Genomic DNA, 24,986 nt, shown 5'->3' with positions numbered 1-24,986 from the left:
TCTTTCTTTCCTTTTATTTGCTTAAGCAGCTACTGTAAGCTGCCAGACCGTCCTTCCATTTCTCCAGAGCCGTGAATATATGGTCCTGCATTTTTGATATCTGGCAAAGGTTTTCACCGCTTCACATTCATTGCAATAAACTTTCCAGCAGCCTAAGCACTTACAGTTTTTTCCTGAATTGCGGATAAATCCAATTACGTCTCCAAGTGGATATCCAAGAAATAACCCGATTTCATGAGGAAAACCTCCCTCCTCTTTCAGGCGGATTTTTAATCTGGCAAGAGCAAGGTCCGCATCCATCGTTTCATATCCGTAATTTTTTAAAAATCTGCTTACTCCCGGCCGGTTTAAATCCTTCATTAAATAAGACTTTCTATATACATAAATCAGAGCCTTATTTCCGCGTCTGTATAATTCAATCAGGGATATTCCTTTTTCTCCCAGCTGCAGGTTTAAATATTCCAGCTGACAGTTCAGTTCCTCTTCCGATGTAAAGGAATGATTGAACAGATTTGCGGTTTTCAAAGAAGCCAGGGTTGGGGAACAATGTTCAATTAAACGCTTTTCCAGTAACATATCCATACCTCCATCTTGAAATTTGTTTCCCACTTATCATTTAAAAACTGTAAACCGCCTGTTTAGTATGGCGCATTGGTTAGTTTTAACTAACAACTATATAAATACCATATTTTGAACTGCCAGGCAATACTGTTTTTGCTTAATGGGAATTTTTCTACTATATGATAGTATCTGCAGACAGGATTTTGTTACTGTACCAATTTCTGTCATAATTTCTTCATTGTTTTCATACTATTTTTAGATCCTGGTCAAAATTCCTTCACATTTAACATGTATGATACTATCATAAACATGAAAGATCCCACAAAGTGGTCAGAGTGCTTTCTACATATGTTTTCTAAGTCGGCAGAGTTGCTCTGAAAAGCTTCTTTGCCGGCTCAACCTAAAAAATGTGATTAAAAATCGTCAATATTGCATTCCTGAATCCAGGGATTTTATATATATTCTAAAAAGGAAGCTGCAGCCATTAACGGGCTGCAGCTTCCTTTTTGTTACCATTTCCAGATTTCACACTTATCAGACAAGTACATATGATATATTAGAAATACGTATTTCTATTCAAACGCAGAGGAGGCGTTTTCATGGCTAACTATAAACCAATTGCTAAAACAATCACACTGGCTTCCGCTGATTCAGGAATTGTTCTTCCTGTTAAACTCTCTACAACAAGCTGGGGGCTTCTTTTAACCAGAGGTACTGCGGTCTTTAGCAATACCATCTTACGAAGCGGCGCTGTTGCTGTCTGGGAAAGTACGAATCCCACAACTGCTACACCAAACGGTTTGACATTTACAGATGCAAATGCTGTTTATGGTATTACCACCAGAGCTGGTGTTCAGCTGAGACTTATATTTTACGCTCAGTAAATACTCCGGAGGTGTTCATTTTTTTGGGCACCTCCTATTTAGGAGGCAATATTATGTCATCTAAATTATGTTTCACCGGCTGCCAGCTGATCTGCTCCGAAATCGTAACCGCAAATCTGACCTTGCCCTGTGATTCATTTCTGCTCATTACAGGAACCGTGTACAGTCCGGACGGAATCCCCTTACCAAATGCAGCAGTAGAGGTCCGCATCCTGGATGCTTTAAATCCCTCCCATTTTATCCGGGCAGGTGTGACTTTTTCTCTTTCCGACGGTACCTTCGGATTCTCTTTGCCCAAAATCCAGGGCAGACAATATCAGCTGCTTGCCTTTTCACCTTTAAAGGTAAAAGCTTAGACCAACCTTCTTCTGGAGGCAACTATGAAAAAATTTAAAACTTCTGACGGATACCAGGTCTGCCGTATAAAAAAAGAGGGGACATATGAGTATCTTGCAGACAGGATACATTATGAAGCCCAAATCCAAAAGCTTTTGGATACACTGGAGGGAATCAGATTTGATTCCCTGATATTTCTGTTCGGCATTGATACAGGAGCTTATTTGGACCAATTAAAAAAATGTCTTTGTGCCAAAAACATGGTTATAATCTTTGAACCCAACCGATCTGTTTTTAAACAGTTTCCTGCACATTTAGGTGATAACATCCACCTTGTCTTTTATGAAGAAGAACTGATAAAACAAATTTTTGATGAAACCATTTCCTATAAGAATATCAATAATATTTATTTTCATGCATTTGGAAACTACGAAACAATTTATAAAAAAGAATATGACCGGTTGATTGAGCACCTGGACTGGACTATTATGAATGCCGCTTCTCAGATCCATTTGGCAAAACGGTTTAAAAATATTTTTATCAAAAATATGATAGCAAACATGAAAATGATTGATGAGGCCACCCCCATTCACCGGTATTTATCAACCAACACGGATGTCCCTGCAATTATAGTATCCGGCGGATCATCGCTGGATCAAAATATAAAGGATATGTTGAAGTACAAAGACAAATTGAAGGATTACTTTATTATTACAGGAAGCAGAACGGTGAACGCTCTCGTCAATAATGGAATCATGCCAGATATGATTGTAACAGTTGACCCGGTTGATGCCAATTACGAAATGATGAAAGACCATTTGGATTTAAACGTGCCGCTGGCCTTTTATGAATACAGCAACCGTTATCTTCTTAAGGATTATAAGGGAGAAAAAATACTTATCTCTCTCCTGTTTTCTCATACCATTAAGGGGATGGAGCACTTAAAAGCGGTGTACTGCGGAGGTTCCGTATCACACGCATGCATAGACATTGCAAATATGCTTGGCTGCTCTCCTATTCTCCTGGCCGGACAGGATTTTGCACACACAAATAATAAGCATCACGCAGACAGCGCACTGTTTCCTTATGACAGCAGTGTCAGATATGACACTCAGATATTGATTAAAGATATCCACGGCAATCCGACGGCAACTTCCATAACTCTGGATTCCTTCCGCCGGAATCTGGAGTATTATATCAGCCGTTATAAAGACCGGCCCCGTGTCCGTTTTATCAACTGTTCCTATGGAGCTGAGATAAACGGTGCTCCTCACCGGGAACTGAGTGAAATACTGGAAAAAGGTTCCTATGCAGGCCAAAAAAAAGCCTGCCTGCCAGATCATGAGCTGAGGCTGAACCCAGAGGAGACGATTGGTGCCATTCTGGAATTCCTCAATGAATATCTGATAAGAACAAGTGAAGGACTGGAATTGTGCAAAATTATTATTTCTGAAAATAATACGAAATCACTTGTGGAAGTTGAGGAAGATGATATTGACCTTCAGAGAATCCTATATATTTTGCAGATTGTTAATAATTTTGAGAATCACCCCATGAGCCGATATTTAGGGGGATATGTTACCGAATTTCTCTATGAAATGAAAGAAAGAAACGATCAAATGTACGCAAAGGATTATGACAAACTGACCTCTGATCTTCAATACCAGGCGGCTTTTTTCATGGAGTATTTAGAACGGCTGTATAAAATACTTGCAGAGGTAAGGGATACCGTTCGTTCAACGGTATCAGAATTCTATCCATCGCATATAGTTTAGTAAATCCAATGGGAATTTGAGGAATTGAAAATGGAAACCGAAAATAAATTCGAAACAATCAAGAACAGCTATAAGGAAATGAAAGTGTCCAAAATGATCGTAAACGGAAAAGAGCAGGCTGGAAATATTATCAGCGCTGAGGATACAAAGGACACTCAGCAATTAAATGTGACCATTTATACCAAGAACGATTAAGGAAAAAAGAAAGGGGGCGTTACTGAAACCATGAACTGTAATAAAAATGCCTCTTTTACCATAGAAGGTTCCAGTCTTCTGCCCTGCAGCAAAAAACATTTTAACTTTCATCTTAGCCGAATGAACTTTCAAATCATTAAAGGGACTGTTTACCGCCTTGATCACACCCCCTGCTGCGGAGCTGTCGTTCAGATTACGCAAGTGGACATAGCAACTCACGCAGCAACGCCTCTTGGATATGCAATTACAGATAAGGCAGGACGCTATGTCTTTTCACTTCAGGCACAGCCTGATATGAAATATGAGCTTTCCGTCTTCGCCCCGCTAATTACTGACTAAAAGGAGGATATTTTATGAGCAGCTATACGGAACTTATTATTGAGCCAAAAAACTTTAATGACCAGAATATAGCCCAGGCTGCCATCACTCTGGAATCTTCTTTTGAGGTTCTGCTCACCGGTACTGTTTTTAATTCCCGCTGTGAAACCCTGGAGGGTGCCGTCGTCATGATTACAGCAGCGGCCCCCTGGGGCGAAAAGGACCTTGGTTATGTCATAACCAATCAGTATGGAGAATTTGCCATTGTAGCAGAAAAAAATTCTGAGATCGATTACCGGTTCGATATCTATGAACCGGTTCTTACCAGTTAGGTAAAGGTGAAAATCATGGCACATGGAATCATAAAAGGAATGGTCAGCTACAAAAACTGCGGCCCTGTGGGAGGAGCTGTTATTATTCTGGAACGAATGGACAGCGAGCACTTAAAAAGCGTTTATCTGGATTATACTGAGACAAACAGGTGTGGGGAATTCTGTTTTCCCGTCTCTGACACTACCGCAACTTACCGTATAAAAGTCTTTGATAATCATCATGAAGGGGGCAGATCATGAAAAAGGTATTGGTCACGGGAGCTGACGGCTTTATCGGAAGCCATCTGACCGAGGAGCTTGTCAGGCGCGGATATCAGGTGAGAGCATTTGTCTATTATAACTCTTTTGGTACCTTTGGCTGGCTTGATACTCTTCCGGAACATATAAAGGAAGAAATCGAAATAAAAAGCGGAGACATCAGAGACCCCAATGGGGTAAGAACTGCCGCCGCCGGGGTAGATTCCATCTTTCACCTGGCAGCACTGATTGCCATTCCATACAGTTATGAGTCTCCCGATTCTTATGTTGATACCAATGTGAAAGGAACTTTAAATATCCTTCAGGCTGCAAGAGCCTTAGAAACAGGTAAAGTATTAATTACCTCCACTTCAGAAGTCTACGGAAGTGCCGACTACGTTCCCATTGATGAATCCCATCCGTTTAAAGCCCAGTCCCCTTATTCTGCCACGAAAATAGGCGCAGACCGCCTCGCGGAATCATTTTACAGAAGTTTTTCACTTCCTGTTGCAATTGTCCGGCCGTTTAATACCTATGGTCCAAGACAGTCAGCAAGGGCAGTCATTCCCACGATCATCAGTCAGCTCCTGGCGGGTAAGGAAGACATCCATCTGGGAAGCCTCTCCCCGACCAGAGATTTTAATTATGTAAAAGATACCGTCAATGGCTTTATTGAAATCGAAGCGTCTGAGCATACCGTAGGTGAGGAAATTAATATTGCCAGCGGTACGGAAATTTCTATCGGCGAACTTGCTTTAGAACTGATTCGGCAAATTAATCCAAAGGCAGAAATCATTTGCGAAAACGAGAGACTGCGTCCGGAAAAAAGCGAAGTGACAAGACTTCTGGGATCAAATGAAAAGCTGAAAGCCTTAACCTCCTGGAAGCAGCAATATACGTTATCACAGGGCCTTAAAGAAACCATTCTCTGGATGGAAAACAATTTGAACCGCTACCGGACGGACCGGTATAATATTTGACAAAAACGGCAGGAGGCGCCCCATGATTCCCCTATCTGTGCCTGTTATAAAAGGCAATGAAAAAAAATATGCAGAAGAAGCAATTTCAAGCGGCTGGGTCTCTGCTTCGGGCAGTTATGTGACCAGATTTGAAAATGAAATGGCTGATTATTTAAAGGTGGAAAAAACGGCTGCAGTTCAAAGCGGTACGGCTGCTCTCCACCTGTCTTTGCTTCTTTCCGGTGTAAAACCAGACCAGGAAGTGATCGTTCCTGCCCTGACTTTTATTGCAGCGGTGAATCCAGTAAAATATCTGGGTGCAGAACCTGTTTTCATGGATTGTGATGATTCCCTGAATATTGACTGCAGAAAACTGGAAGATTTCTTAAAAAAGGAATGTACGAAGAGTACTCTGGGTCTTCGAAATAACAAATCAAAACGTATGATCACGGCAATCATAGCCGTTCATATCTTTGGAAACATGGCGGATATGGAAACCCTTGTCCGGCTGGCTGATGAGTATGGCTTAAAGCTGATTGAAGATGCTACGGAAGCGCTTGGAACGAAATATACAGATGGGAAATATCAGGGGAAATTTGCGGGTACTATGGGTGATTTTGGGGCTTATTCCTTTAATGGCAATAAAATCATCACAACCGGCGGCGGTGGAATGGTGACTGCAAAAAATGCTGCAGACGTGGAAAAATGCACCTATCTTGCTGCCCAGGCAAAGGATGATCCTCTTGTCTATGTCCACAATCACATTGGTTACAATTACCGGATGACCAATTTGCAGGCTGCTCTCGGAGTGGGGCAGCTGGAATGTCTGGAAGATTATATCCGCATCAAGATACAAAATTATAATTATTACAGGGAAGGACTGAAGACAATCCAGGACGCCGCACTTATGCCCTTTAACGAAAAAGCCAGGAATAATCACTGGTTCTACTCTCTTCTTCTAAGAAGCAAAACGGGAAAAAGAGATTCTCTTATTAGACAGCTGAAAGAAGCAGGAATCGAGACCAGACCCATCTGGAAATTAAACCACACCCAGACCATGTATCAGAACTGCCAGACCTATTTTATAGAAAAAGCGCCCTTCTATCAAAGCCGCATTATAAACCTGCCCTGCAGCGTTAATTTATCCGAGGCAGATATGGATTTTGTGATAGAAGCTTTAAAGAAAAGCTGACATATGGAAGGAGGGATTGGCATGGACGTGGAAAAATTCTTTGTTGCACCGGACCTTCCAATCAGAGATGCAATCCGGCAGCTGGATGAGACTGCAAAAAAAATACTGATGGTTATAAATGACGGGAAGCTGGCAGGAGTCATTACAGACGGAGATATCCGTCGATGGATTCTGCAAAATAAAGATCTGGCAATGCCGGTGCACCATATTATGAACCCCTCCCCCATTGTCATAAAAGAGGTGGAAGTTTCTGAAGCGCTGAAAATAATGAGGGAAAAGCAGATTGAAGGTCTTCCCATCGTTAATGATGACGGCCAGGTCCTTGATATTGTCTTCTGGAATGAGCTGGAGCCGGATAAAAAACGGGTTTTAAGAAAAAAGAAAACTCCGGTAGTGATCATGGCAGGCGGGAAAGGTTCCAGGCTTTACCCTTATACAAAGATCATCCCAAAACCATTAATTCCCATCGGCGATACCCCGATTGTGGAACGGATCATGAATCAGCTGATCTCCTATGGATTCACAGAATTCTATTTAACTGTCAATTACAGAAAAGAACTGATTAAAGCATATTTTAACGGCGACCGGCGCTATGACCTTCACTTTGTTGATGAGAAGGAACCACTTGGAACCGCAGGTTCCCTGACTCTTTTAAAAGACCAGATCACCGGAAGCTTTTTTGTCAGTAACTGTGATATCCTGGTTGATGTAAATTATACCAAACTTCTTCTTTATCATAAGAAAAGCAGGAATCAGATCACGGTTGTGACTGCCATGAAAAATTACGAGATCCCATACGGTGTGATCTCCTTAGATGAAAACGGCTGTATTCATTCCATGAGCGAGAAACCAAAGTATGAATTTCTGGTCAGCACGGGGCTTTATGTTCTGGAGAAAGATATATTAAAGTATATTCCCCGGGATTTGCCGTTTGATATGCCTGATTTAATCCGCCTGTGCATGAAAAATGGAGAAAAAGTGGGTGCATACCCGGTTATGGACAGCACATGGCTTGATATGGGAGAGTTCAGTGAAATGAGAAAGATGGCTGAGAGAATGAAACTATGAAAAAAAAGCTGATCCTCCTGGGAGGAGGCGGTCATGCAGAAAGTGTGATTGATACCATTCATTCAAAAGAGGAATTCCAGATCATGGGTATCCTTGACAGCAGTAAAAGCCGGGGCATAACTGTCTCCGGCATCATGGTGCTAGGGTCTGACGAGCTGCTGCCCGATATATACCGGAGAGGAGTTAAGTATGCCGCAATTGCAATCGGAAGCGTTGGAAAGCCCCAGACGAGAATCCGGCTCTTTGAAGAATGTAAAGCCATTGGTTTTCATATGCCGTGCATCATTGATAAAAGTTCTGCATTATCTGGTGATCTTCTTATGGGGGACGGGATCTTTATCGGAAGAGGTACTTCCATAGGTCCGGGAGTCACTCTGGGAGACGGCTGCATTATTAACAGCGGAGCGGTCGTGGAACACGGCTGTGTTATCGGCAGTTTTGTTCACGCAGCCCCCGGCTGCATTCTCTGCGGAAATGCTAAAATCGGAAATAATACCCATATCGGCGCAGGAAGCACTGTGATCCAGAACAGAACCATTGGGAGCAATTCCATGATCGGAGCAGGGAGCCTGGTTCTGTCTGATATTTCTTCAAACAGGCTGGCTTATGGAAGCCCTGCAAGGGAGGTAGGTCGTTATGAATAAGATTATGATAATCGCGGAAGCCGGAGTAAACCATAATGGAGATTTAAATATTGCCAGACAGTTAGTTGATGCTGCATGGGCCGCAGGCGCAGATGCGGTCAAATTCCAGACCTTCCGCGCAGAACTTCTGGCTGCCCCAAGTGCGAAAAAGGCAGAATATCAGTCTCGCAATACAGGAAATAATAACTCCCAATACGAGATGTTAAAGGATCTGGAACTGTCCTGGAAGGATTTTAAGGTTCTCTCTCAGTACTGTGCCCTTCGTGGTATCCAGTTTCTCTCCTCCCCCTTTGATGAAGAAAGCATGGAGTATTTAGTCAGCCTGGGCATGGAGATAATTAAGATCCCATCTGGTGAGATTACAAACTACTGCTATTTAAAAAAAGCGGCAGAATTAAAAAAGCCAGTTATCCTGTCCACAGGAATGTCCTCTCCGGAAGAAATCGGGGAAGCACTGAATCTTCTTGATACAGGCGGACAGGATATTACTCTTCTGCACTGCTCCAGTATTTACCCCACTCCCCTGGAGGATGTTAATTTAAACGCCATGCTTACCATGAGAGAAGCATTTCACAAAAAGACAGGGTATTCTGACCATACTGCCGGAATCGAGGTGGCTGTGGCTGCTGCTGCCCTTGGAGCCTGCGTCATTGAAAAGCATATGACTCTTGATAAAACCATGCCTGGGCCTGATCACCGGATGAGCCTGGAGCCGGATGAATTCAAGTGTATGGTTGACAGTATAAGAAATATCGAAAAGGCTATGGGAAGCGGGATAAAAGCTCCTGCTTTAGAAGAACTTAAAAACCGGGATCACGTTAGAAAGTTTCTGATAGCTGCAAAAGATATTCAGATGGGTGAACCCTTTACCATGGAAAATCTCTGTGCCAAACGCTGCTCTCCCGGGATATCTCCCGGGATATCTCCCATGAAGCTTCCCCAGATACTTGGCACCTGCGCAGACAGAGACTATCGAAAGGATGAAAAAATAGCGGAATGATAAAACTATGTGTGGTAACGGGCAGCCGGGCGGAATACGGGCTGCTGTATTCATTAATCCGCAGTATTATGGAAGACCGTGACTTTAAACTCCAGCTTCTGGTCACAGGAACTCATCTGGATACCAGATTCGGACTTGATTACCGGGAAATGGAACAGGACGGAATCGTAATTGATGAAACTGTGGAAATGAATCTGGCCAGCGATTCTTCCTATGGCATCTGTAAATCCATGGGGCTGGAGCTGATTGGTATCTCCGGTGCCTTTGAACGGTTAAAACCGGATATGATACTGATTCTTGGAGACCGGTATGAGATTTTTACAGCAGCAAGCGCTGCCGTTATCTGTAAGATCCCAATTGCCCACATCCATGGAGGGGAACTGACCCAGGGCGCCTACGACGACTGCATGCGTCACGGAATCACAAAAATGAGCTATCTCCATTTTACGAGCACAGCGGAATACAGAAAACGGGTGATACAGCTTGGCGAATCGCCTGACAGAGTTTTTTACGTTGGCGCACTGGGTATTGAACGGCTTAAAGAACTCACTCTTCTGACGAAACAGCAGCTGGAAAGGTCTTTAAATATCGCTCTGCCAGCCCCTCTTTCCCTGGTCACATACCACCCGGCGACTCTGGATCCTTCCAGTACTGCGGATCAGTTTCAGCCGCTTTTAGATGCTCTGGATTCATTTCCAGGGCTATTTGCGGTATTTACCGGAAGCAACTCCGATACAGGGGGAAATCAGGTCAATGAAATGGCAATCTCCTATGCCAGGCAGCATCCGGAGCGGGCGGTATACGTTTCTTCTTTAGGCTCCCTTCGTTATTTAAGCCTGATGAGCTTAAGCAGGCTTGTAATCGGCAACTCCTCCAGCGGAATCCTGGAGGCTCCCGCTTTCCATGTGCCGACAGTGGATATCGGGATCCGGCAAAAAGGCAGAATAAAGCCAGATTCTGTCATCAGCTGTGAAGCCTCAGCTGAAAGCATTTGTAATGCAATCTCCCGGGCAATAAGTCTGGATATGAAACACCTTGTATCCGATAATCCCTATGATTGCCCGGGTACCAGCAAAAAAATCCTCAGTTATATTAAAGAGGCTTTTGAAAAGGGGATTCATTTAGAAAAAGAATTCTATGATATTGATTGGAGACTGTAATGGTTCAGAATAAAAGGTTTCTTGCAATTATACCGGCCAGAAGCGGTTCAAAGGGAATCAGGGATAAAAACATAAAACAGATAAACGGGAAACCGTTAATGGGATATACCATTGATGCCTGCAAAAAGGCAGGATTTTTCGATGATATCCTTGTGTCTACGGATTCAGTGATTTATCAGCAGATAGCTGTAGGGCTTGGTGCCCAGGCTCCATTTTTAAGACCGACCCAACTCTCCGGTGATGAAGCAGCCTCCGGTGATGTGATCCTTCACGCACTTAGTGAAATGAAAAGGCTTGGGAAAGAATATGACTATTTTATGCTGCTTCAGCCCACGTCTCCTCTCAGAAACGAAGAACATATAAAGGAAAGTGTGAAGCTTCTGTTTGAAAAGCAGGCGGATTCTGTGATCAGTGTCTGTCCTTACGATTGTATGTGTTATCTGTCTGTTGCGATCAATGAAACTGGTGAAATGAACGTGCCCGACTCCTTAAAAAAGCAAATAAGGAGACAGGATGCAAAGTCCGGCTGCCGGATCAATGGCGCCATCTATCTTACATCTGTCCCCTGTTATTTGAAATACGGTAATTTTTACAGCGGAAAAACTTATCCATATTTTATGGATCCTGTGGATTCCATCGATATTGATAATAACAGTCAGTTCTATCTGGCAAAACTCATTCTGCGTGACAGAGGTAATCCGGAGGAATCTTCGGACTGATCCTATTTTTTTAAAGCTTCGATGAGACGGGGAATGACTGATTCAAAATTAACACCATACCAGGTTTCTTTTCCATCGTTTAAGGTTTCACGGATACATTCCAGTGTATAGTCTGCCGCGATCTTTAAGGAATCCTGCAGACTTTTCCCGTTCATCAAAGCGCCTACGCAAGTGCTTGCAAAGATATCACCGGTTCCGTGGTAGCTGGTATCAATCTTTTCGTGATCATAGTTAAAATATTCTCCGCTTTCCACATACAGGCCAGCGATTCCCGTTCTGCCCTTTTTCAAGCTGACTCCGGTCAGGACAACTGCTGTTTTTGTACCCAGGGCTTTTAATTTCTGAAGGAGATCCCTGATATACACTTCATCATACTCCGTCTTGTACTGGGTTCCCGTCATCAGACAGGCCTCTGTGATATTGGGGACAATGACATCTGCATATCCGCAAAGTCCTGCCATCTCTTTGGCAAATGCCAGATCAAATGCAGGATAAAGCTTTCCGTTATCTGCCATAACCGGATCTACAAAGATCAGATTTTCATCCGTTTTATAATCTTTGAAAAAGTCTTTTATAATTCCGATTTGCTCCATGGAACCTAAGTATCCGGTATAAATGGCATCAAACCGGAACTTTTCCTGTTTCCAGTGATTTGATATAGGAACAATCTCGTCTGTTAAATCCCGAAAGGTAAAGTTCTGAAACATGGTGTGGGTGGAAAGAACAGCCGTCGGTATAATGGCTGTCTCAACTCCCATGGCTGATATGATGGGCAAAGCCACTGTTAATGAGCATTTTCCCAGACACGAAATATCCTGAATTGTTACAACTCGTTTCATATTTCTTTTCTCCTGTTTTCTGAATCCAACTGCTTTAATTCTGGTCTGTCATAAGCCCCAGAGCCAAAAGAGCGCTTTTTTCCAGTTGATGTACAGTCGTATATTCGCTTGTGGTATGCACCTCATTCATACCGCAGGCGACCACAATCCCCCTGATCCCGTTGTGTACAAAATGGTTGTTATCGCTGCCTCCCAGTGTCTTATGGGTAACGGCCTTCACGCCAATTTCGTCGCAGACTCTTTTAAAGCGTTTTACCACTTCTTCATCCTCACCGATTTCATAGGCCTCAATCTGCTTCTCAAACAAAAACTCTATGTTTCCTCCCCGGCAGGCTGCTGCTTCTTCAAAGACTTTTTTTATCTTCTCCCATTCTTCCATGGCGCGATCGTCCTTTAAGCTTCGGATCTCACCGATTAAAATACACTCATCAGAAACAATATTGCCCTGCTTTCCACCGCTTATCTTACCGATGTTAACCGTAGTCTCTTCGTCTGCCCACCCCTGCTTTATGCGGGATATGGCTGTTGCTGCAACCTCTATTGCATTGATTCCAAGCTGGGGACAGAAACCTGCATGGGCATTTTTCCCCTTTACCCTGATTTCAAAGGACAAAAGGGTGGGGGCTGCCAGCGCTGCATTTCCAATCTCACCGCTTAAATCGAATACATACGCCTGTCTGGAATGGATGGCAGAATAGTCTGCAAGCTGACTGCCTTTTCCGTAATTTTCTTCTGCAACGGGAAATAAAACTTCGATATCCGGATGGGGAATATTGTGTTCCCTTATGGTATGAACTGCTTCCAGTATTGCTGCAATGCCGGAAAGATCATCTGCTCCCAGCACCGTATCTCCCCTGGAAGTGATCACACCATTCTCATCCTCTGCAGTATGCTTCCCCACCCCCGGTCTGACCGTATCCATATGGGCGGATAAAAGAACTGGCTTGCCAGCTGTATTTCCTTTTAAAAAACCGTACAGATTACCTGTGGGGATTGCGTCTCCATATTCTGCTATCCGTTCTTTCAGGCGGATACCAGCATCATCTTCCGTCACGGCAAAACCAAGCTGTTTCATCTCTTCTTTTAAATAATCCGCAATTTCTCTCTCATGATACGTCTCTGAATCAAATTCCACCATTCTTTTAAACTGGCTGACCAGCCTGTTCCTGTTAATCATTCAATCACCTGCCTGTATTTATTTTGTCACTGATTCCTGTCTGTCAAACTACATTTTGTGTTTATTATATAGTTAATATTTACAAAAAACAACTGGCAATAAGAATATCTTATAACCAGCTGCTTTTCAACATATAATCTTATAATTTTTATGCGAATAATGGTGTAGATAAATAACGGTCACCAGAATCAGGAAGCAATACAACAATGGTTTTTCCTTTATTCTCAGGTCTGTCTGCAATCAGCTTAGCTGCCTTTAATGCAGCTCCCGACGAAATACCAACCAGAATTCCTTCTGTGACTGCAAATGACTTGCCCTCTTTAAATGCATCTTCATTTTCAACAGTAATTACTTCATCATAAATTGCAGTATTTAATACATCCGGCACAAAACCGGCTCCAATTCCCTGAATCTTATGAGGCCCTGGTTTGCCTCCGCTAAGCACGGGGCTGCTTGCCGGTTCCACCGCCACGATCTGTACATTCGGATTCTTTTCCTTTAAATATGCACCGACTCCAGTCACAGTTCCGCCTGTACCTACACCTGCAACGAAGATGTCAACGGTTCCATCTGTCTGATCCCAGATCTCCGGCCCGGTTGTTTCTTTATGCACTTTGGGGTTGGCAGGATTTACGAACTGCCCTAATATTACGGAGCCTTCAATGGAAGCCTTTAATTCATCTGCTTTTTCTATGGCACCTCTCATACCCCTGGCACCATCCGTAAGAACCAGCTCAGCACCATAAGCTTTTAAAAGATTTCTTCTTTCCACACTCATGGTATCAGGAAGTGTCAGGATTGTTTTGTATCCCTTCGCTGCCGCTACAGCTGCAAGACCGATTCCCGTATTACCGGAAGTTGGTTCAATAATGGTAGCTCCCGGCTTTAAAATTCCTCTTTCCTCTGCATCTTCAATCATCGCTAAAGCAATCCGGTCCTTTACTGATCCGGCTGGATTTAAATATTCCAGCTTCGCCAGAAGGGTAACCCCTTCTACTCCCTCTGCTGCACCGTAACGGCTGATCTTCAGTATCGGTGTTCCTCCAATAAGTTCTACTGCGCTTTCTTTAATTGATCCCATATCCTTATCCTCCATATTGTCATTTTATTGTTTCATTATTATTGTTTTAAAATTGAAAAGAAGCAGCTGCTCTGTTATTCCTCATATTGAGCCGCTCCTTTATACCTACAATATTAATATGTTTATATGTTATAATTATATTAATGCAGAAAGAGGAATGTGTCAATACCTTTTACAAATATTCTATAAATTTTTAATTGCCGCTCTTAGTTTATCCAAAGCTTCTATGATTAGTGAGCGGGGACAGGCTATATTGATCCGTTCAAAACCTTCACCTATCGGCCCAAACATGGCTCCGCTGTCAAGCCACAAACCTGCTTTTTTAACAATCAGTTCTTCTCTTTCCTGTTCGCAGAGCCCTAATCCCCGGAAATCCATCCATATGAGATAAGTACCTTCCGGTTCAATCAGTTTAATTTCTGGCAGCTTGTCCTCCAGATAAGTTCGGACAAGCTGGATATTTTCTTTCAAATACTCCATCAGCTGGTCATGCCAGTCCTCTCCATACCGGTATGCAGCTTCGCAGGCTGTTAACCCCAAAGCGTTTAACTGACTGTAACCGGCGGCTGCGATTTCTTTTTTGAATTTACGCTTTAGTTCCGGATTTGATATAAAAATGTTTGAGATCTGCAGTCCGGCAACATTAAACGTCTTACTTGGTGCGGTGCAGGTAATTGTCCGATTTTTAAGTTCTTCACTAATCGCTGCGAACACCTGATGCTCTCCCTTAAACACAAAGTCCTGATGTATCTCATCACTGACAACAATCATATCAAGGCGCTCGCAAATCCCGCCAAGCTCAGTCAGCTCCTCTTTCGTCCATACTCTTCCCACCGGATTATGAGGGTTGCAAAGGAAAAACAGTTTTACCTGATTTTCTGCAGCCTTTTTTTCAAAATCCTCAAGATCCATATGATAGATTCCATCTTCCCCCAGATATAAGGTATTATCTACAATCCTTCTGCCGTTATCTTCTATTACTTCACGAAATGGATAATAAACCGGCTGCTGAATCATGACGCCGTCCCCTGGCTTTGTGTATGCTTTCACTGCCATGGCAAGGGCGAAAACAACTCCCGGCGTTTTTATAAGCCAGTTTCTCTCAACTGCCCAGCCGTGGCGGCGATTCATCCAGTCCTTCACCGCCTCAAAGTATTCCTCTTTTCCCTCACTGTAGCCGAAAATCCCATGCTCCACACGGGCTTTCAGTGCATCGAGAACAGGCTGGGGAGCTTTAAAATCCATATCTGCTACCCATAGAGGCAGGATTCCTTCCGGTTTTCCCCTTTGAACAGTAAAATCATATTTGATACAGCTTGTATTTTTTCTGTCTATCCGTTCATCAAAATTAATTCGTTCTTTACTCATGAAATACCCGCTCCAATTCGTTTATTAAATCCTGTACATCCTCAATTCCCACGGAAAGTCTTAAAATCCGGTCTGTGATCCCATTGGCAGCCTGGACCTCCGCCGGCACATCCGCATGTGTCTGAGTAATGGGATATGTGATCAGCGTTTCTACTCCTCCAAGACTCTCTGCAAAACGGATCAGACGTACATTCTTCAGTATACTATACGCAAGCTCCTTTGATTCCACTTCAAAGGTCACCATACAGCCAAAGCCTCTCGCCTGTTTTTTACAGACTTCATGTCCCGGATGGTCCTTAAGACCAGGATAATAGACCTTCCTTACCTTTTTCTCATTTTTCAGCCAGTCCACCAGAATTTCCGCATTCTTTTCTGCCTGATTCATACGAATCGCAAGGGTCTTGATTCCCCGCAATATGAGCCAGCTGTCAAAGGGAGCCAGTCCGGAACCCACTGTTTTTATGATAAAACGGAGTCTTTCGGCTATTTCAACAGAAGAGGTAACAAGAAATCCGGCTATGGTATCGTTATGTCCTCCCAGGTACTTGGTTCCGCTGTGAACCACCAGATCTGCGCCCAGTTTTAAAGGATTCTGAAAATAGGGAGACATAAACGTATTATCCACAATCAGTAGAATGCCATGCTTTTTAGTAATTTTAGCAAGTTCTTCGATGTCGGTTACATTCATCATGGGATTGGTAGGGGTTTCAATAAAAACAGCCTTTGTGTTTTCACCGATCAGTTCTTCTACTTTTTCGTACGCGGAACCGGAGCAGTCTACGGAATCAATTAAGATACCGTTTTTTTTGCTGATGTTATCAAACAGCCGGATGCTGCCTCCATATAAGTCGCAGTCTGTAATAATGTGGTCTCCAGGCGCAAAAAGCTCCATAAGAGCTGTAATTGCCGCCATTCCGCTGGAGAAAGCCAGGGCATCCACACCGCTTTCCAAAGAAGCTACAATGTTTTCCAAATGCTCTCTGGTAGGGTTTTGCAGACGGCTGTAGTCGTAGCCGGTACCCTCTCCCACTCCTTTATGTGCAAATGTGGCAGTCTGATAGATGGGAAAGCTGATTGCTCCCGAATGATCCACAGGTATCTCCGCTCCGTCACCATATAAACATTTTGTTGAAATTCCATATTCCATATTATGTCACCGCTTTCTTTTCTTTATCGTGATTCCTATAGAATAAGTATACCATCCCGGTAGGCAGAAGGGATATGATTGAAAAGCAATAGCCTGCTATTTATTATTTCTATAACAACAAAATGGTTTCTACAATACCTGTTTCTCGAATTTCTTCAATTCCGCTATATACTTTTCTCCCAGAATGCTGAGAGGCATTTTTTTCTTTTTAATATAACCAATCCGCATCCGGTCGCTGGTATTAAGAGGAATGGCACAGTATTCGTCTCCATTTAGATCTTCGCAGATAATCCCGGAACAAAGGGTATAGCCGTTTAGTCCCACCATTAAGTTGAGCAGCGTAGCTCTGTCATCTGCCTTAATGATCTGCTTATATTCATAGGTGCTGAATACCTCTTCCGCAAGATAAAACGCATTATTCGTTCCCTGTTCAAAGGAAAGACAGGGATAATTTTTTAAATCCTCAAATTCGATCAGTTCCTTCCTGGCCAGAGGATTTCCTTTCCAAAGATATACATAGATCTTGCACTGGAACAGCTCTGTAAATTCAAGATCACTATCATGGATCAGCTTTTCCATGGATTTCTGATTAAATTCATTCAGATAAAGAATTCCCAATTCACTCTTCTGATTTTTTACATACTCAATGACATCGTATGTTCTGGTTTCATGAACCGCAAATTCGTAATCATCCATGCCAAACTCTCTTGCCATGTGAATAAATGCCTGTACTGCGAAGGTATAATGCTGCATGGACACGCTGAATTTTTTCTTGAATTTCTCCTTTTTTACAAATCGTTCTTCCATCTGACGGTACTGCTCCAGCATTTGTCTTGCGTATCCTAAAAATTCTTCCCCCTCCGGCGTGATCACAATTCCCCGGTTGGACCGCAAAAACAGCTGAAGACCGATTTCTTCCTCTAAATCACGTATTGTACTGGATAAACTGGGCTGGGTAATAAATAACTCCGCAGCCGCTTTATTCATGGATTTCTGGTTTGCAATACATATGGCATAACGAAGCTGCTGTAATGTCATAGATCCTCCTTTTTTCTGCCTGCGCAAAAGCTGCCATAGAACCCTATGGCAGCCTGCATATAATCTGATTTAGTTATTTTACCGCCTGAAATGCTTCTTCCAAGTCTTCGATAATATCTGATGCATGTTCTGTTCCGATAGAAAGACGGATGGTATTGGGCTTTATTCCGGAATTCTCCAGCTCTTCTTCTGTCATCTGTGAATGAGTGGTGGAGGCCGGATGAATCACTAAGGACTTCACATCTGCAACATTTGCAAGAAGTGAGAATAATTCCAGCTGGTCAATAAAATCCTTGGCTTTTCTTGCATCTCCCTTGATTTCGAAGGTAAAAATGGATCCGCCTCCATTGGGGAAATATTTGGCATATAATTCCTTCTGGCTCTCATCATCTGAAACAGATGGATGATGAACCTTTTCAACCTGTGGGTGATTTTTCAAATATTCCACAACCTTCAGCGCATTTTCTACATGACGCTCAACTCTTAATGATAAGGTCTCAAGTCCCTGTAAAAAGACAAATGCATGGATTGGGGATAAGCAGGCTCCTGTATCACGTAATAAAATCGCACGGATTTTTGTCACATAAGCGGCAGGTCCGGCTGCCTTTGTAAAGCTGACTCCATGATAACTTGGGTTTGGTTCAGTCAGTGACGGGAATTTTCCAGATGCTTCCCAGTCAAATTTTCCGCTGTCAATAATCACACCGCCGATGCTGGTTCCGTGGCCGCCAATAAATTTTGTTGCGGAATGTACCACGATATCCGCGCCATATTCGATCGGTCTTACCAGGTAAGGGGTTGCAAATGTATTGTCTACAATCAGCGGGATTTTATGTGCATGTGCTATCTTTGCAAACTGTTCAATATCAACCACGTCAGAATTGGGATTTCCCAGTGTCTCGATAAAGATCAGCTTGGTATTTTCTTTAATGGCATTTTCCACTTCCTCATAATTAAAGGGATCCACGAACGTTGTGGTGATGCCATAATCGGGAAGTGTATGCTCCAGCAGGTTGTAAGTGCCTCCATAGATGTTCTTGGCTGCTACAACATGATCTCCGTTCTTTGCCAGGTTCTCAATGGAATAAGTGACTGCTGCCGCTCCGGAAGCTGTAGCCAGCGCTGCCACACCGCCCTCTAATGCTGCTATTCTCCGTTCAAATACATCCTGGGTCGGATTGGTCAGTCTGCCGTAAATATTTCCCGCATCAGTCAGATTGAATCTTGCAGCTGCATGATCACTGTTATGGAATACATAGGAAGAGCTCTGATAAATGGGAACTGCCCTGGCATCTGTTACGGAATCTGCCTGTTCCTGGCCAACGTGTAACTGTAATGTTTCAAATTTAAGATTTCTTTCTGCTCTGGTTTTCTTGCTCATATTGGTATCCTCCTATGGGTAAAATGCTGTTTCATCTTTTCCTGTTAAGTGGTATTATACAGGATTTGCCGATTCTGTGTTAATATTTATAATTATTATCTGGTTATAGGTAAAACCTATAACTATTGTGCCAGAAGTTTTTCCAGTTCTTCACTCAGTTTTTCTTTCATGATGAAAAGAGTCTCTTCTCCAGGCAGGTACTTATCATTATAAAGTTCTTCCGTGGGCAGCTTCCAGACCGGACCGGGAGTGGGTGTATCGCCAAGAGTTCTTGGATAAAAATGCCAGTGCATATGAGTAAAATTGCCGCATCCTAATAGCTCATAATTTAGTTTATCCGGCCCAAAGGCGCGATAAACTGCCTCTGCAGTCAAAGCCATTTCCTGCAGAAAACGATTTTTAAATTCCTTTTCCAGAAAATGAAGCTCCGTTGCATGTACCTTACATAAAAAAAGAGTATAACCCTGAAATCTCTGATGATCCCCCAGCACCACATATCCTGTTTCCAGTTCCTTTACAAAATACGGGTTTCTGCCTTCTTTAATAAGCTGTATCCGTTCACACACACCGCACATAGCTGCTTCTCTCCTTATTCCGCTTTTTCAATTCATCTTTTGTTATTATACAACAGTTTTTATTTCAGCACACTATTTTTTTATTCCTTGCTTATCCATCATATCTCTTTGGCTTTGGAATATATATATACAAAAATGCAAAAGGAAAAATCTGTCCATGAACGAACATTATCCATTTGTGAATCCACCGCTTCCCTATGCATACGACTCACTTGAACCTTATATTGATTCCCAGACCATGTACATTCACCACGACAGGCAGCTTCAGAGATATGTGGTGGAATTAAATACCATCCTTAGGGATTATCCGGAACTGCAGAATCTTTCCCTGGAAGAGCTTCTGACGAACACGGAAAGCCTGCCGGAAGAGATCCGTCAGGCCATCATCAATTACGGCGGCGGGGTTTACAATCATATTATCTACTTTAACGGTATGATTAATTCCCAGGAGCGCTCTCAGGCAGATACACTCTATCCTATTATATTAAGAGATTTTGGTACAGTGGAGGAATTCTTTAACGAATATAAAAGAAAAGCACTTTCTGTTTTTGGCTCCGGGTATGCATGGCTGGTTGTTGACCAGAATGGTACGTTAACAATTGTAACGACACCCAATCAGAACACACCGATCTCATTTGGATTTTGTGTGATCTCCGCTATTGATGTCTGGGAGCACGCCTATTTTCTGCAGCGTTTCAATGACAGAGCCGCGTACATAGAAGACTGGTTTCACGTCATTAACTGGCAGGTGGCGGATGCAAGGTATAAGCAATGCATGGGTATTGAAGAAGAGCAATAAAAAAAAGGGAGAACCAGGTATCACCTTGGTTACTCCCCTATATGATTATCTTTTATTTCCATCTTATTGTACTATTGCAACATTTTTTCAAATAAAGCTTCCATCTTATCATACTTACATACAAATGAAGCTATGCTTGCTTCTAACATTTCTTGAGCAGTGACTTCAGAAAAATGTATTAAATATCCCTGCTGCATAGCCAATTCACGGATAAACTCCCTTTGAGTCCGTCCATTCCCCTCTCTAAATGGATGCAGTGCATTAATCTCTGAAAAATAATATGCACTCTTTTGAATAAATAATTCCTTAGGGAAAGCAGCTAAATAGTTATCCGCTTTTAAATATCCAAATATTTCATCTGCCTGTTTCTTAATAAACTGTACTTTACAAAACATATTTGATTTCGCAATATCCACAGTCCTGATTTCTCCAGCCCATGAATATAAATCCTGAAAAAGAAATTGATGAATTTTTTGTAAATGACTTAAGTCAAAATTTCCTTTTATTGGTGAACTGATCAAATCATTTAAACGAAGTTGTGTTAGTTTTTGTTCCGCTTCATTTAGCCTGTTTAAATCTCGAATATTTAATTTATTAGTCAAAACATTTGAACCCGGGTAGCAATAAACTCTGTCACTCATTTACTCCTCCGTATATTCAGCTATTAACTGATTTCTGATATTCTCCTTTTCAGAAATAGTTGAGTTCTGATATGTCTCTAGTAAATGAATATCATCTTCTGTAAGCGGCATATTTTCCATGGTCAAAGAAGCCTGAACTTCTTTGATCACCTCATTCATCGAATAATTAGGTGTCATTTTCACTTCAAATGGTATACTTTTAGTCATAATGATTTGCTTCAATAACATATTCACTACAGATGACAGGTTGGTTCCTAAACTTTCCAGAATAGCACTTGCTTTTTCCTTATCCACTTTATCAGTACGCACCTGCAAAAAAGTTTTTTCCATCATTGCACCTCCGTTATTTATATTATATCACTTAGTATTGACAATGTAAATACATTCTGCTTTGTGGCAAGATTTTTTATTTATTGTTATAATTTTCCATTGTTGCGATTTATTATTCATTACTACGCTTGCTTGTCAAATAGCAGATTGTTTAAATGATAATGAATTATCGATATTAGCAGCAGACACTGAGTTGTTAAGTGATTCACTAAGTGCAATTGCTGTTAGACGTTCAATTTCTAATACATGTACAAACAATAGCATTCCAGTAAATACAACCGCTTGTTCCGATGAAGCCAATGAAACAAGTTAGTTAAATTTCAGTTTAATACAATAAAAAAACTACCAACCTAATACTGATAGTTAGTAGTTTTCTTTACATATTAAATAAAAACATTTCTGTATTATGTTCATATTATACTTTCAAAATCTGATACTATTGGTTGTATAGATACCCCATTCCATTGCATATCTTCAATACCCACATCACTAGGAGAAATACTCTGATATTCTCCCTTGATACCTTTAATTTTTAATTTATCTTCATATATTTCGACTATACAATGCAATGCATCTCTATATAATATTAAATCTTTTAGAAAAGGATATTCTTTATATATGTCATGATGATATACTAATGTATCTTTCATACCATGCCAAATATATGACATAGAGTTTAAAGTAAAATATAATATCCCATTAACAACTTTATAATCATCTCCATGATCGTGACCATTCATACACATAAGGATTTTTCTACTTGATAAAATCTTCCTAATATATTCCCTATTTGCAATTCCTCTGTTCATAAAATTATTTATTAAACTATGATGCGAGAAAATAACATAATTCATATCTTTATTATGTAATTCTTCAACTAACCACTCCTGTTCGAGTATAGGAATCACTGGATAAATATCTGCATTTTTCTTATAGTTGTCTTTATAATAAGGAGATTCAACACCATTGCATTTCATATAACATGAATTGAGTACTATAAATTTGGTACCTTCAATAACAAAAGAATAATTTGTCTCTTTTAAATCTAAAAATTCAATTACTTTATCTTGACTAAAACAATCTGAATCATGATTTCCAATTGTGTAATAAACAGGAATATTAAGACTATTAAGCTTTGCGATTATATGCTTATTTTTCTCTGTTGGATAGCATAAATCACCAAGAGATATAATAAAATCTAATCTGTCATTTTTAATGTTATTTAGAAATTCTTCTAAACGTCTATCCCCATCAAATATATGATCATAATGTAAGTCTGTAAAAGCCGCAAACCTTATCATATATCTCCTTTCAAAATGCATTGTTTATAATTTTATCAACATGATACATCAATTTTTACCAACTATCAATATTCAATTGTCAATGTACGGCAAATACTAATTTTGCGGCATAGCGTATTCTGGATTTTTAAAGTTCCAACCTGCAAAGTTCATTTGTGAAAATACTTCTGTTGTCCGCAGCATATCTTGATACTTTCCGCACTCCATTCTTCTACCTAACGGCTGAAATACAATTTGCGAAAAAATCTTGACACTATCAAACAAATTCATACCTGTAAAAAAGGGGAAAGACCAAAAAAAATTGATCTTCCCCCCATATAACATTAATTAATATCTTATATCAATTTTTAAGTTTATACTACATCTTATCAATGATATCTTTTTTCTTATTTTGGAATTCCTCCTCTGTTATATAACCTTTTTCTTTCATAATGGACAGTTCTTTCAGTTTCTCAAGATTTATATTATTACCTTCCTGGCCTAAAGCAGGTGATGAATCACGGTTTATATTATTTGATTTTTCTTTATTTGATACTTCAGCCAAAACAGTATGGATCGTATCTCTTTTAAGATATATAAACAATATAAGTACTGCAAACAAAATCATTACTAAAAGACAGTTAATTAAATTTTGGAGTTTTGTTTTATCCAATTTTACCCAGGTACCATCAAAGTCAGTTATTGATGTAAAGTTATTTTTATAAACTTTTATGGACGTCTCACTCGTTCTTTCATACACATCCATATTTGCAATCTGCATGTCTGATCCATTCAGATCAGTTTCGATAATCAACCATTCGTTTTCTTTTCCATCTATTAGTGCATAGTAATTAACTCTGTATATATTACTTTTTTCATTGTATGTAGTAAATAAATATTTCATTTTACTATAATGAACATCATCATTTTCTAAAGTATTAACATGATAATATAAATTAGCAGTTTTTTTGGTTGGTATTTCATATTTAATTCTTAAAGCAAAATTATTAATTATAAAAATAATTACAAAAATGATTGCAAGAATAAAACTAATGAGAATTTTTATACCTTTTTTCATAAGATTCTCCTTTTTAAGTAAATTAATAATTAAATCAAAATAAAAGCTATACAGGTTCAACAGTTACTCTGGAGTAATCTACATCTTTTCAAGAATATCATTCTTCTTAGATTGAAATTCTTCAGCAGTTATTAAACCCATGTCTAACATACGAGATAATTCCTCTATTTTATTTATATTATTATTGCTATTAATTATTACAGACTTATCATTTTTATATATAATCTTTTTATGCATTGTATCATAGAAACTTTTTATTTTACTCTTGTTAATTAAGAAAAGAATTATCAATATTAAATAAAATGCAGACCAAAGTAATATATTAAAAACACCTTGATATTTCAACCGATCTACCAGTTCCCATTTGCTTTCTTTACCATCAGTTGATGACGGGGATATTATGATTTTTTTAATCGTTTTTTCTTTTTCACCGGCGAAATCGTTAAAGTCATCTACACCCGTGAATATAAGCTTTGAACTACTTAACTCTACCCTCACGAAAAACCATTCAGGTTCTTCTTCCCCGATCCATCTAGCATGATATACTACATTATACACATCTGAATCAGCATTATATATTGTATATCCATACTTTAATCTGCCTATTTTAACACCAAGTTCTTTAAATTCTTCTGCTTTATTCTTTCTAAAACTTTCAGCTATACTTCTGGCTCTCATATCATACTTTAATTTCATACCTGAATTAATAATTAATAAAAGCATAATGAATATAAGAGCAAAACAGCACCCTATAATTGTTATTTTTCTATTCTTATTCATACTATCCCCCTATTATTTTTATATAATTATATACCATATTCCACCCTATGAAAACACTTTACTGTACCAATATAATTTTTATTTATTAATTA

At 40.5% G+C, this 24,986-nt stretch carries 29 protein-coding genes; 15 read left to right on the top strand and 14 right to left on the bottom strand.

The window, feature by feature from the left end:
* Window positions 1-21 precede the first annotated feature (21 nt).
* The gene (locus V7D18_RS10710) at window positions 22-576 is read right to left on the bottom strand and encodes a DUF3793 family protein (RefSeq protein WP_426154191.1); all 555 of its coding nucleotides are present in this window, start codon (window positions 574-576) and stop codon (window positions 22-24) included.
* 584 nt (window positions 577-1,160) lie between these two features.
* Between V7D18_RS10710 and V7D18_RS10705 the strand changes: the two genes are divergently transcribed.
* From V7D18_RS10705 to V7D18_RS10640, 14 genes are read left to right on the top strand one after another with little or no spacing between them, the layout of a single operon-like run.
* Window positions 1,161-1,445, top strand: coding sequence for a hypothetical protein (locus V7D18_RS10705; RefSeq protein WP_426154189.1), 285 nt, complete (start codon window positions 1,161-1,163; stop codon window positions 1,443-1,445).
* Between the two features lie 53 nt (window positions 1,446-1,498).
* Entirely contained in the window at window positions 1,499-1,801 is a 303-nt protein-coding gene (locus V7D18_RS10700; RefSeq protein ID WP_426154188.1) for a hypothetical protein, read from the top strand.
* Window positions 1,802-1,825: 24 nt separating this feature from the next.
* Window positions 1,826-3,556 carry a motility associated factor glycosyltransferase family protein gene (locus tag V7D18_RS10695; protein WP_426154187.1) on the top strand — a complete coding sequence of 577 codons (1,731 nt, stop codon included), beginning with the start codon at window positions 1,826-1,828 and terminating at the stop codon, window positions 3,554-3,556.
* A gap of 30 nt (window positions 3,557-3,586) precedes the next feature.
* Window positions 3,587-3,751, top strand: coding sequence for a hypothetical protein (locus tag V7D18_RS10690; RefSeq protein WP_426154185.1), 165 nt, complete (start codon window positions 3,587-3,589; stop codon window positions 3,749-3,751).
* Between the two features lie 30 nt (window positions 3,752-3,781).
* Window positions 3,782-4,090: a hypothetical protein gene (locus tag V7D18_RS10685; RefSeq protein WP_426154183.1), complete on the top strand. Its 309-nt coding sequence runs from the start codon at window positions 3,782-3,784 to the stop codon at window positions 4,088-4,090.
* Window positions 4,091-4,104: 14 nt separating this feature from the next.
* Window positions 4,105-4,401, top strand: a complete 297-nt coding sequence (locus V7D18_RS10680; RefSeq protein WP_426154181.1) for a hypothetical protein — start codon at window positions 4,105-4,107, stop codon at window positions 4,399-4,401.
* Between the two features lie 15 nt (window positions 4,402-4,416).
* Window positions 4,417-4,641: a hypothetical protein gene (locus tag V7D18_RS10675; RefSeq protein WP_426154179.1), complete on the top strand. Its 225-nt coding sequence runs from the start codon at window positions 4,417-4,419 to the stop codon at window positions 4,639-4,641.
* The gene (locus V7D18_RS10670; RefSeq protein WP_426154177.1) at window positions 4,638-5,618 is read left to right on the top strand and encodes an NAD-dependent 4,6-dehydratase LegB; all 981 of its coding nucleotides are present in this window, start codon (window positions 4,638-4,640) and stop codon (window positions 5,616-5,618) included. Before V7D18_RS10675 ends, V7D18_RS10670 begins: the two co-directional genes overlap by 4 nt.
* A 22-nt stretch (window positions 5,619-5,640) precedes the next feature.
* A complete protein-coding gene (locus tag V7D18_RS10665; RefSeq protein WP_426154175.1) occupies window positions 5,641-6,789 on the top strand; it encodes a LegC family aminotransferase in 1,149 nt (382 codons plus the stop codon).
* Between the two features lie 21 nt (window positions 6,790-6,810).
* On the top strand, window positions 6,811-7,857 hold the full coding sequence (locus V7D18_RS10660; RefSeq protein WP_426154173.1) for a nucleotidyltransferase family protein: 1,047 nt from the start codon (window positions 6,811-6,813) through the stop codon (window positions 7,855-7,857).
* Window positions 7,854-8,501, top strand: coding sequence for an acetyltransferase (locus V7D18_RS10655; protein ID WP_426154171.1), 648 nt, complete (start codon window positions 7,854-7,856; stop codon window positions 8,499-8,501). The genes V7D18_RS10660 and V7D18_RS10655 overlap by 4 nt, the downstream gene beginning before the upstream one ends.
* Window positions 8,494-9,501 (top strand): N-acetylneuraminate synthase, encoded by a 1,008-nt coding sequence (gene neuB, locus V7D18_RS10650; RefSeq protein ID WP_426154169.1) that lies wholly within the window; start codon window positions 8,494-8,496, stop codon window positions 9,499-9,501. The genes V7D18_RS10655 and neuB overlap by 8 nt, the downstream gene beginning before the upstream one ends.
* Window positions 9,498-10,661: a UDP-N-acetylglucosamine 2-epimerase gene (gene neuC, locus V7D18_RS10645; RefSeq protein ID WP_426154167.1), complete on the top strand. Its 1,164-nt coding sequence runs from the start codon at window positions 9,498-9,500 to the stop codon at window positions 10,659-10,661. The genes neuB and neuC overlap by 4 nt, the downstream gene beginning before the upstream one ends.
* The gene (locus V7D18_RS10640) at window positions 10,661-11,380 is read left to right on the top strand and encodes a cytidylyltransferase domain-containing protein (protein WP_426154165.1); all 720 of its coding nucleotides are present in this window, start codon (window positions 10,661-10,663) and stop codon (window positions 11,378-11,380) included. The genes neuC and V7D18_RS10640 overlap by 1 nt, the downstream gene beginning before the upstream one ends.
* A gap of 2 nt (window positions 11,381-11,382) precedes the next feature.
* Here the strand turns inward: V7D18_RS10640 and V7D18_RS10635 are convergent, their stop codons facing one another.
* The 8 genes from V7D18_RS10635 to V7D18_RS10600 form a co-directional block, all read right to left on the bottom strand.
* On the bottom strand, window positions 11,383-12,219 hold the full coding sequence (locus tag V7D18_RS10635; RefSeq protein WP_426154163.1) for a pyridoxamine kinase: 837 nt from the start codon (window positions 12,217-12,219) through the stop codon (window positions 11,383-11,385).
* 34 nt (window positions 12,220-12,253) lie between these two features.
* A complete protein-coding gene (locus tag V7D18_RS10630; protein ID WP_426154161.1) occupies window positions 12,254-13,396 on the bottom strand; it encodes a M20/M25/M40 family metallo-hydrolase in 1,143 nt (380 codons plus the stop codon).
* Window positions 13,397-13,544: 148 nt separating this feature from the next.
* A complete protein-coding gene (gene cysK / locus V7D18_RS10625) occupies window positions 13,545-14,477 on the bottom strand; it encodes a cysteine synthase A (protein WP_426154159.1) in 933 nt (310 codons plus the stop codon).
* Window positions 14,478-14,660: 183 nt separating this feature from the next.
* The gene (locus tag V7D18_RS10620; RefSeq protein ID WP_426154157.1) at window positions 14,661-15,845 is read right to left on the bottom strand and encodes a MalY/PatB family protein; all 1,185 of its coding nucleotides are present in this window, start codon (window positions 15,843-15,845) and stop codon (window positions 14,661-14,663) included.
* Complete coding sequence (locus V7D18_RS10615; protein WP_426154155.1) at window positions 15,838-16,992, bottom strand: trans-sulfuration enzyme family protein; 1,155 nt, start codon at window positions 16,990-16,992, stop codon at window positions 15,838-15,840. The genes V7D18_RS10620 and V7D18_RS10615 overlap by 8 nt, the downstream gene beginning before the upstream one ends.
* A gap of 129 nt (window positions 16,993-17,121) precedes the next feature.
* Window positions 17,122-18,030 (bottom strand): LysR family transcriptional regulator, encoded by a 909-nt coding sequence (locus V7D18_RS10610; RefSeq protein ID WP_426154153.1) that lies wholly within the window; start codon window positions 18,028-18,030, stop codon window positions 17,122-17,124.
* A gap of 73 nt (window positions 18,031-18,103) precedes the next feature.
* On the bottom strand, window positions 18,104-19,411 hold the full coding sequence (locus V7D18_RS10605) for an O-acetylhomoserine aminocarboxypropyltransferase/cysteine synthase family protein (RefSeq protein ID WP_426154151.1): 1,308 nt from the start codon (window positions 19,409-19,411) through the stop codon (window positions 18,104-18,106).
* A 122-nt stretch (window positions 19,412-19,533) separates the two neighbouring features.
* A complete protein-coding gene (locus V7D18_RS10600) occupies window positions 19,534-19,986 on the bottom strand; it encodes an HIT family protein (RefSeq protein WP_426154149.1) in 453 nt (150 codons plus the stop codon).
* Window positions 19,987-20,143: 157 nt separating this feature from the next.
* On the opposite strand from V7D18_RS10600, the gene V7D18_RS10595 reads away from it, so the two are divergent.
* Entirely contained in the window at window positions 20,144-20,785 is a 642-nt protein-coding gene (locus V7D18_RS10595; RefSeq protein WP_426154147.1) for a superoxide dismutase, read from the top strand.
* 71 nt (window positions 20,786-20,856) lie between these two features.
* On the opposite strand, the gene V7D18_RS10590 is transcribed toward V7D18_RS10595, so the two are convergent.
* The 5 genes from V7D18_RS10590 to V7D18_RS10570 form a co-directional block, all read right to left on the bottom strand.
* Complete coding sequence (locus V7D18_RS10590; protein ID WP_426154145.1) at window positions 20,857-21,426, bottom strand: Fic/DOC family protein; 570 nt, start codon at window positions 21,424-21,426, stop codon at window positions 20,857-20,859.
* The gene (locus V7D18_RS10585) at window positions 21,427-21,759 is read right to left on the bottom strand and encodes a type II toxin-antitoxin system RelB/DinJ family antitoxin (RefSeq protein WP_426154143.1); all 333 of its coding nucleotides are present in this window, start codon (window positions 21,757-21,759) and stop codon (window positions 21,427-21,429) included. It lies immediately after the preceding gene.
* 407 nt (window positions 21,760-22,166) lie between these two features.
* Window positions 22,167-23,057 carry a metallophosphoesterase family protein gene (locus V7D18_RS10580; protein ID WP_426154141.1) on the bottom strand — a complete coding sequence of 297 codons (891 nt, stop codon included), beginning with the start codon at window positions 23,055-23,057 and terminating at the stop codon, window positions 22,167-22,169.
* Window positions 23,058-23,415: 358 nt separating this feature from the next.
* Window positions 23,416-24,114, bottom strand: coding sequence for an SHOCT domain-containing protein (locus tag V7D18_RS10575; protein WP_426154139.1), 699 nt, complete (start codon window positions 24,112-24,114; stop codon window positions 23,416-23,418).
* A 78-nt stretch (window positions 24,115-24,192) separates the two neighbouring features.
* Complete coding sequence (locus V7D18_RS10570) at window positions 24,193-24,894, bottom strand: SHOCT domain-containing protein (RefSeq protein WP_426154137.1); 702 nt, start codon at window positions 24,892-24,894, stop codon at window positions 24,193-24,195.
* Window positions 24,895-24,986 lie beyond the last annotated feature (92 nt).

It is taken from the genome of Lacrimispora sp. 38-1 (assembly GCF_049890855.1).
In the GTDB taxonomy this organism is placed as follows: domain Bacteria; phylum Bacillota; class Clostridia; order Lachnospirales; family Lachnospiraceae; genus Lacrimispora.
The sequence above is the reverse complement of the archived record's forward strand: the minus strand, read 5'-3'. Positions and strand labels throughout refer to the sequence as shown.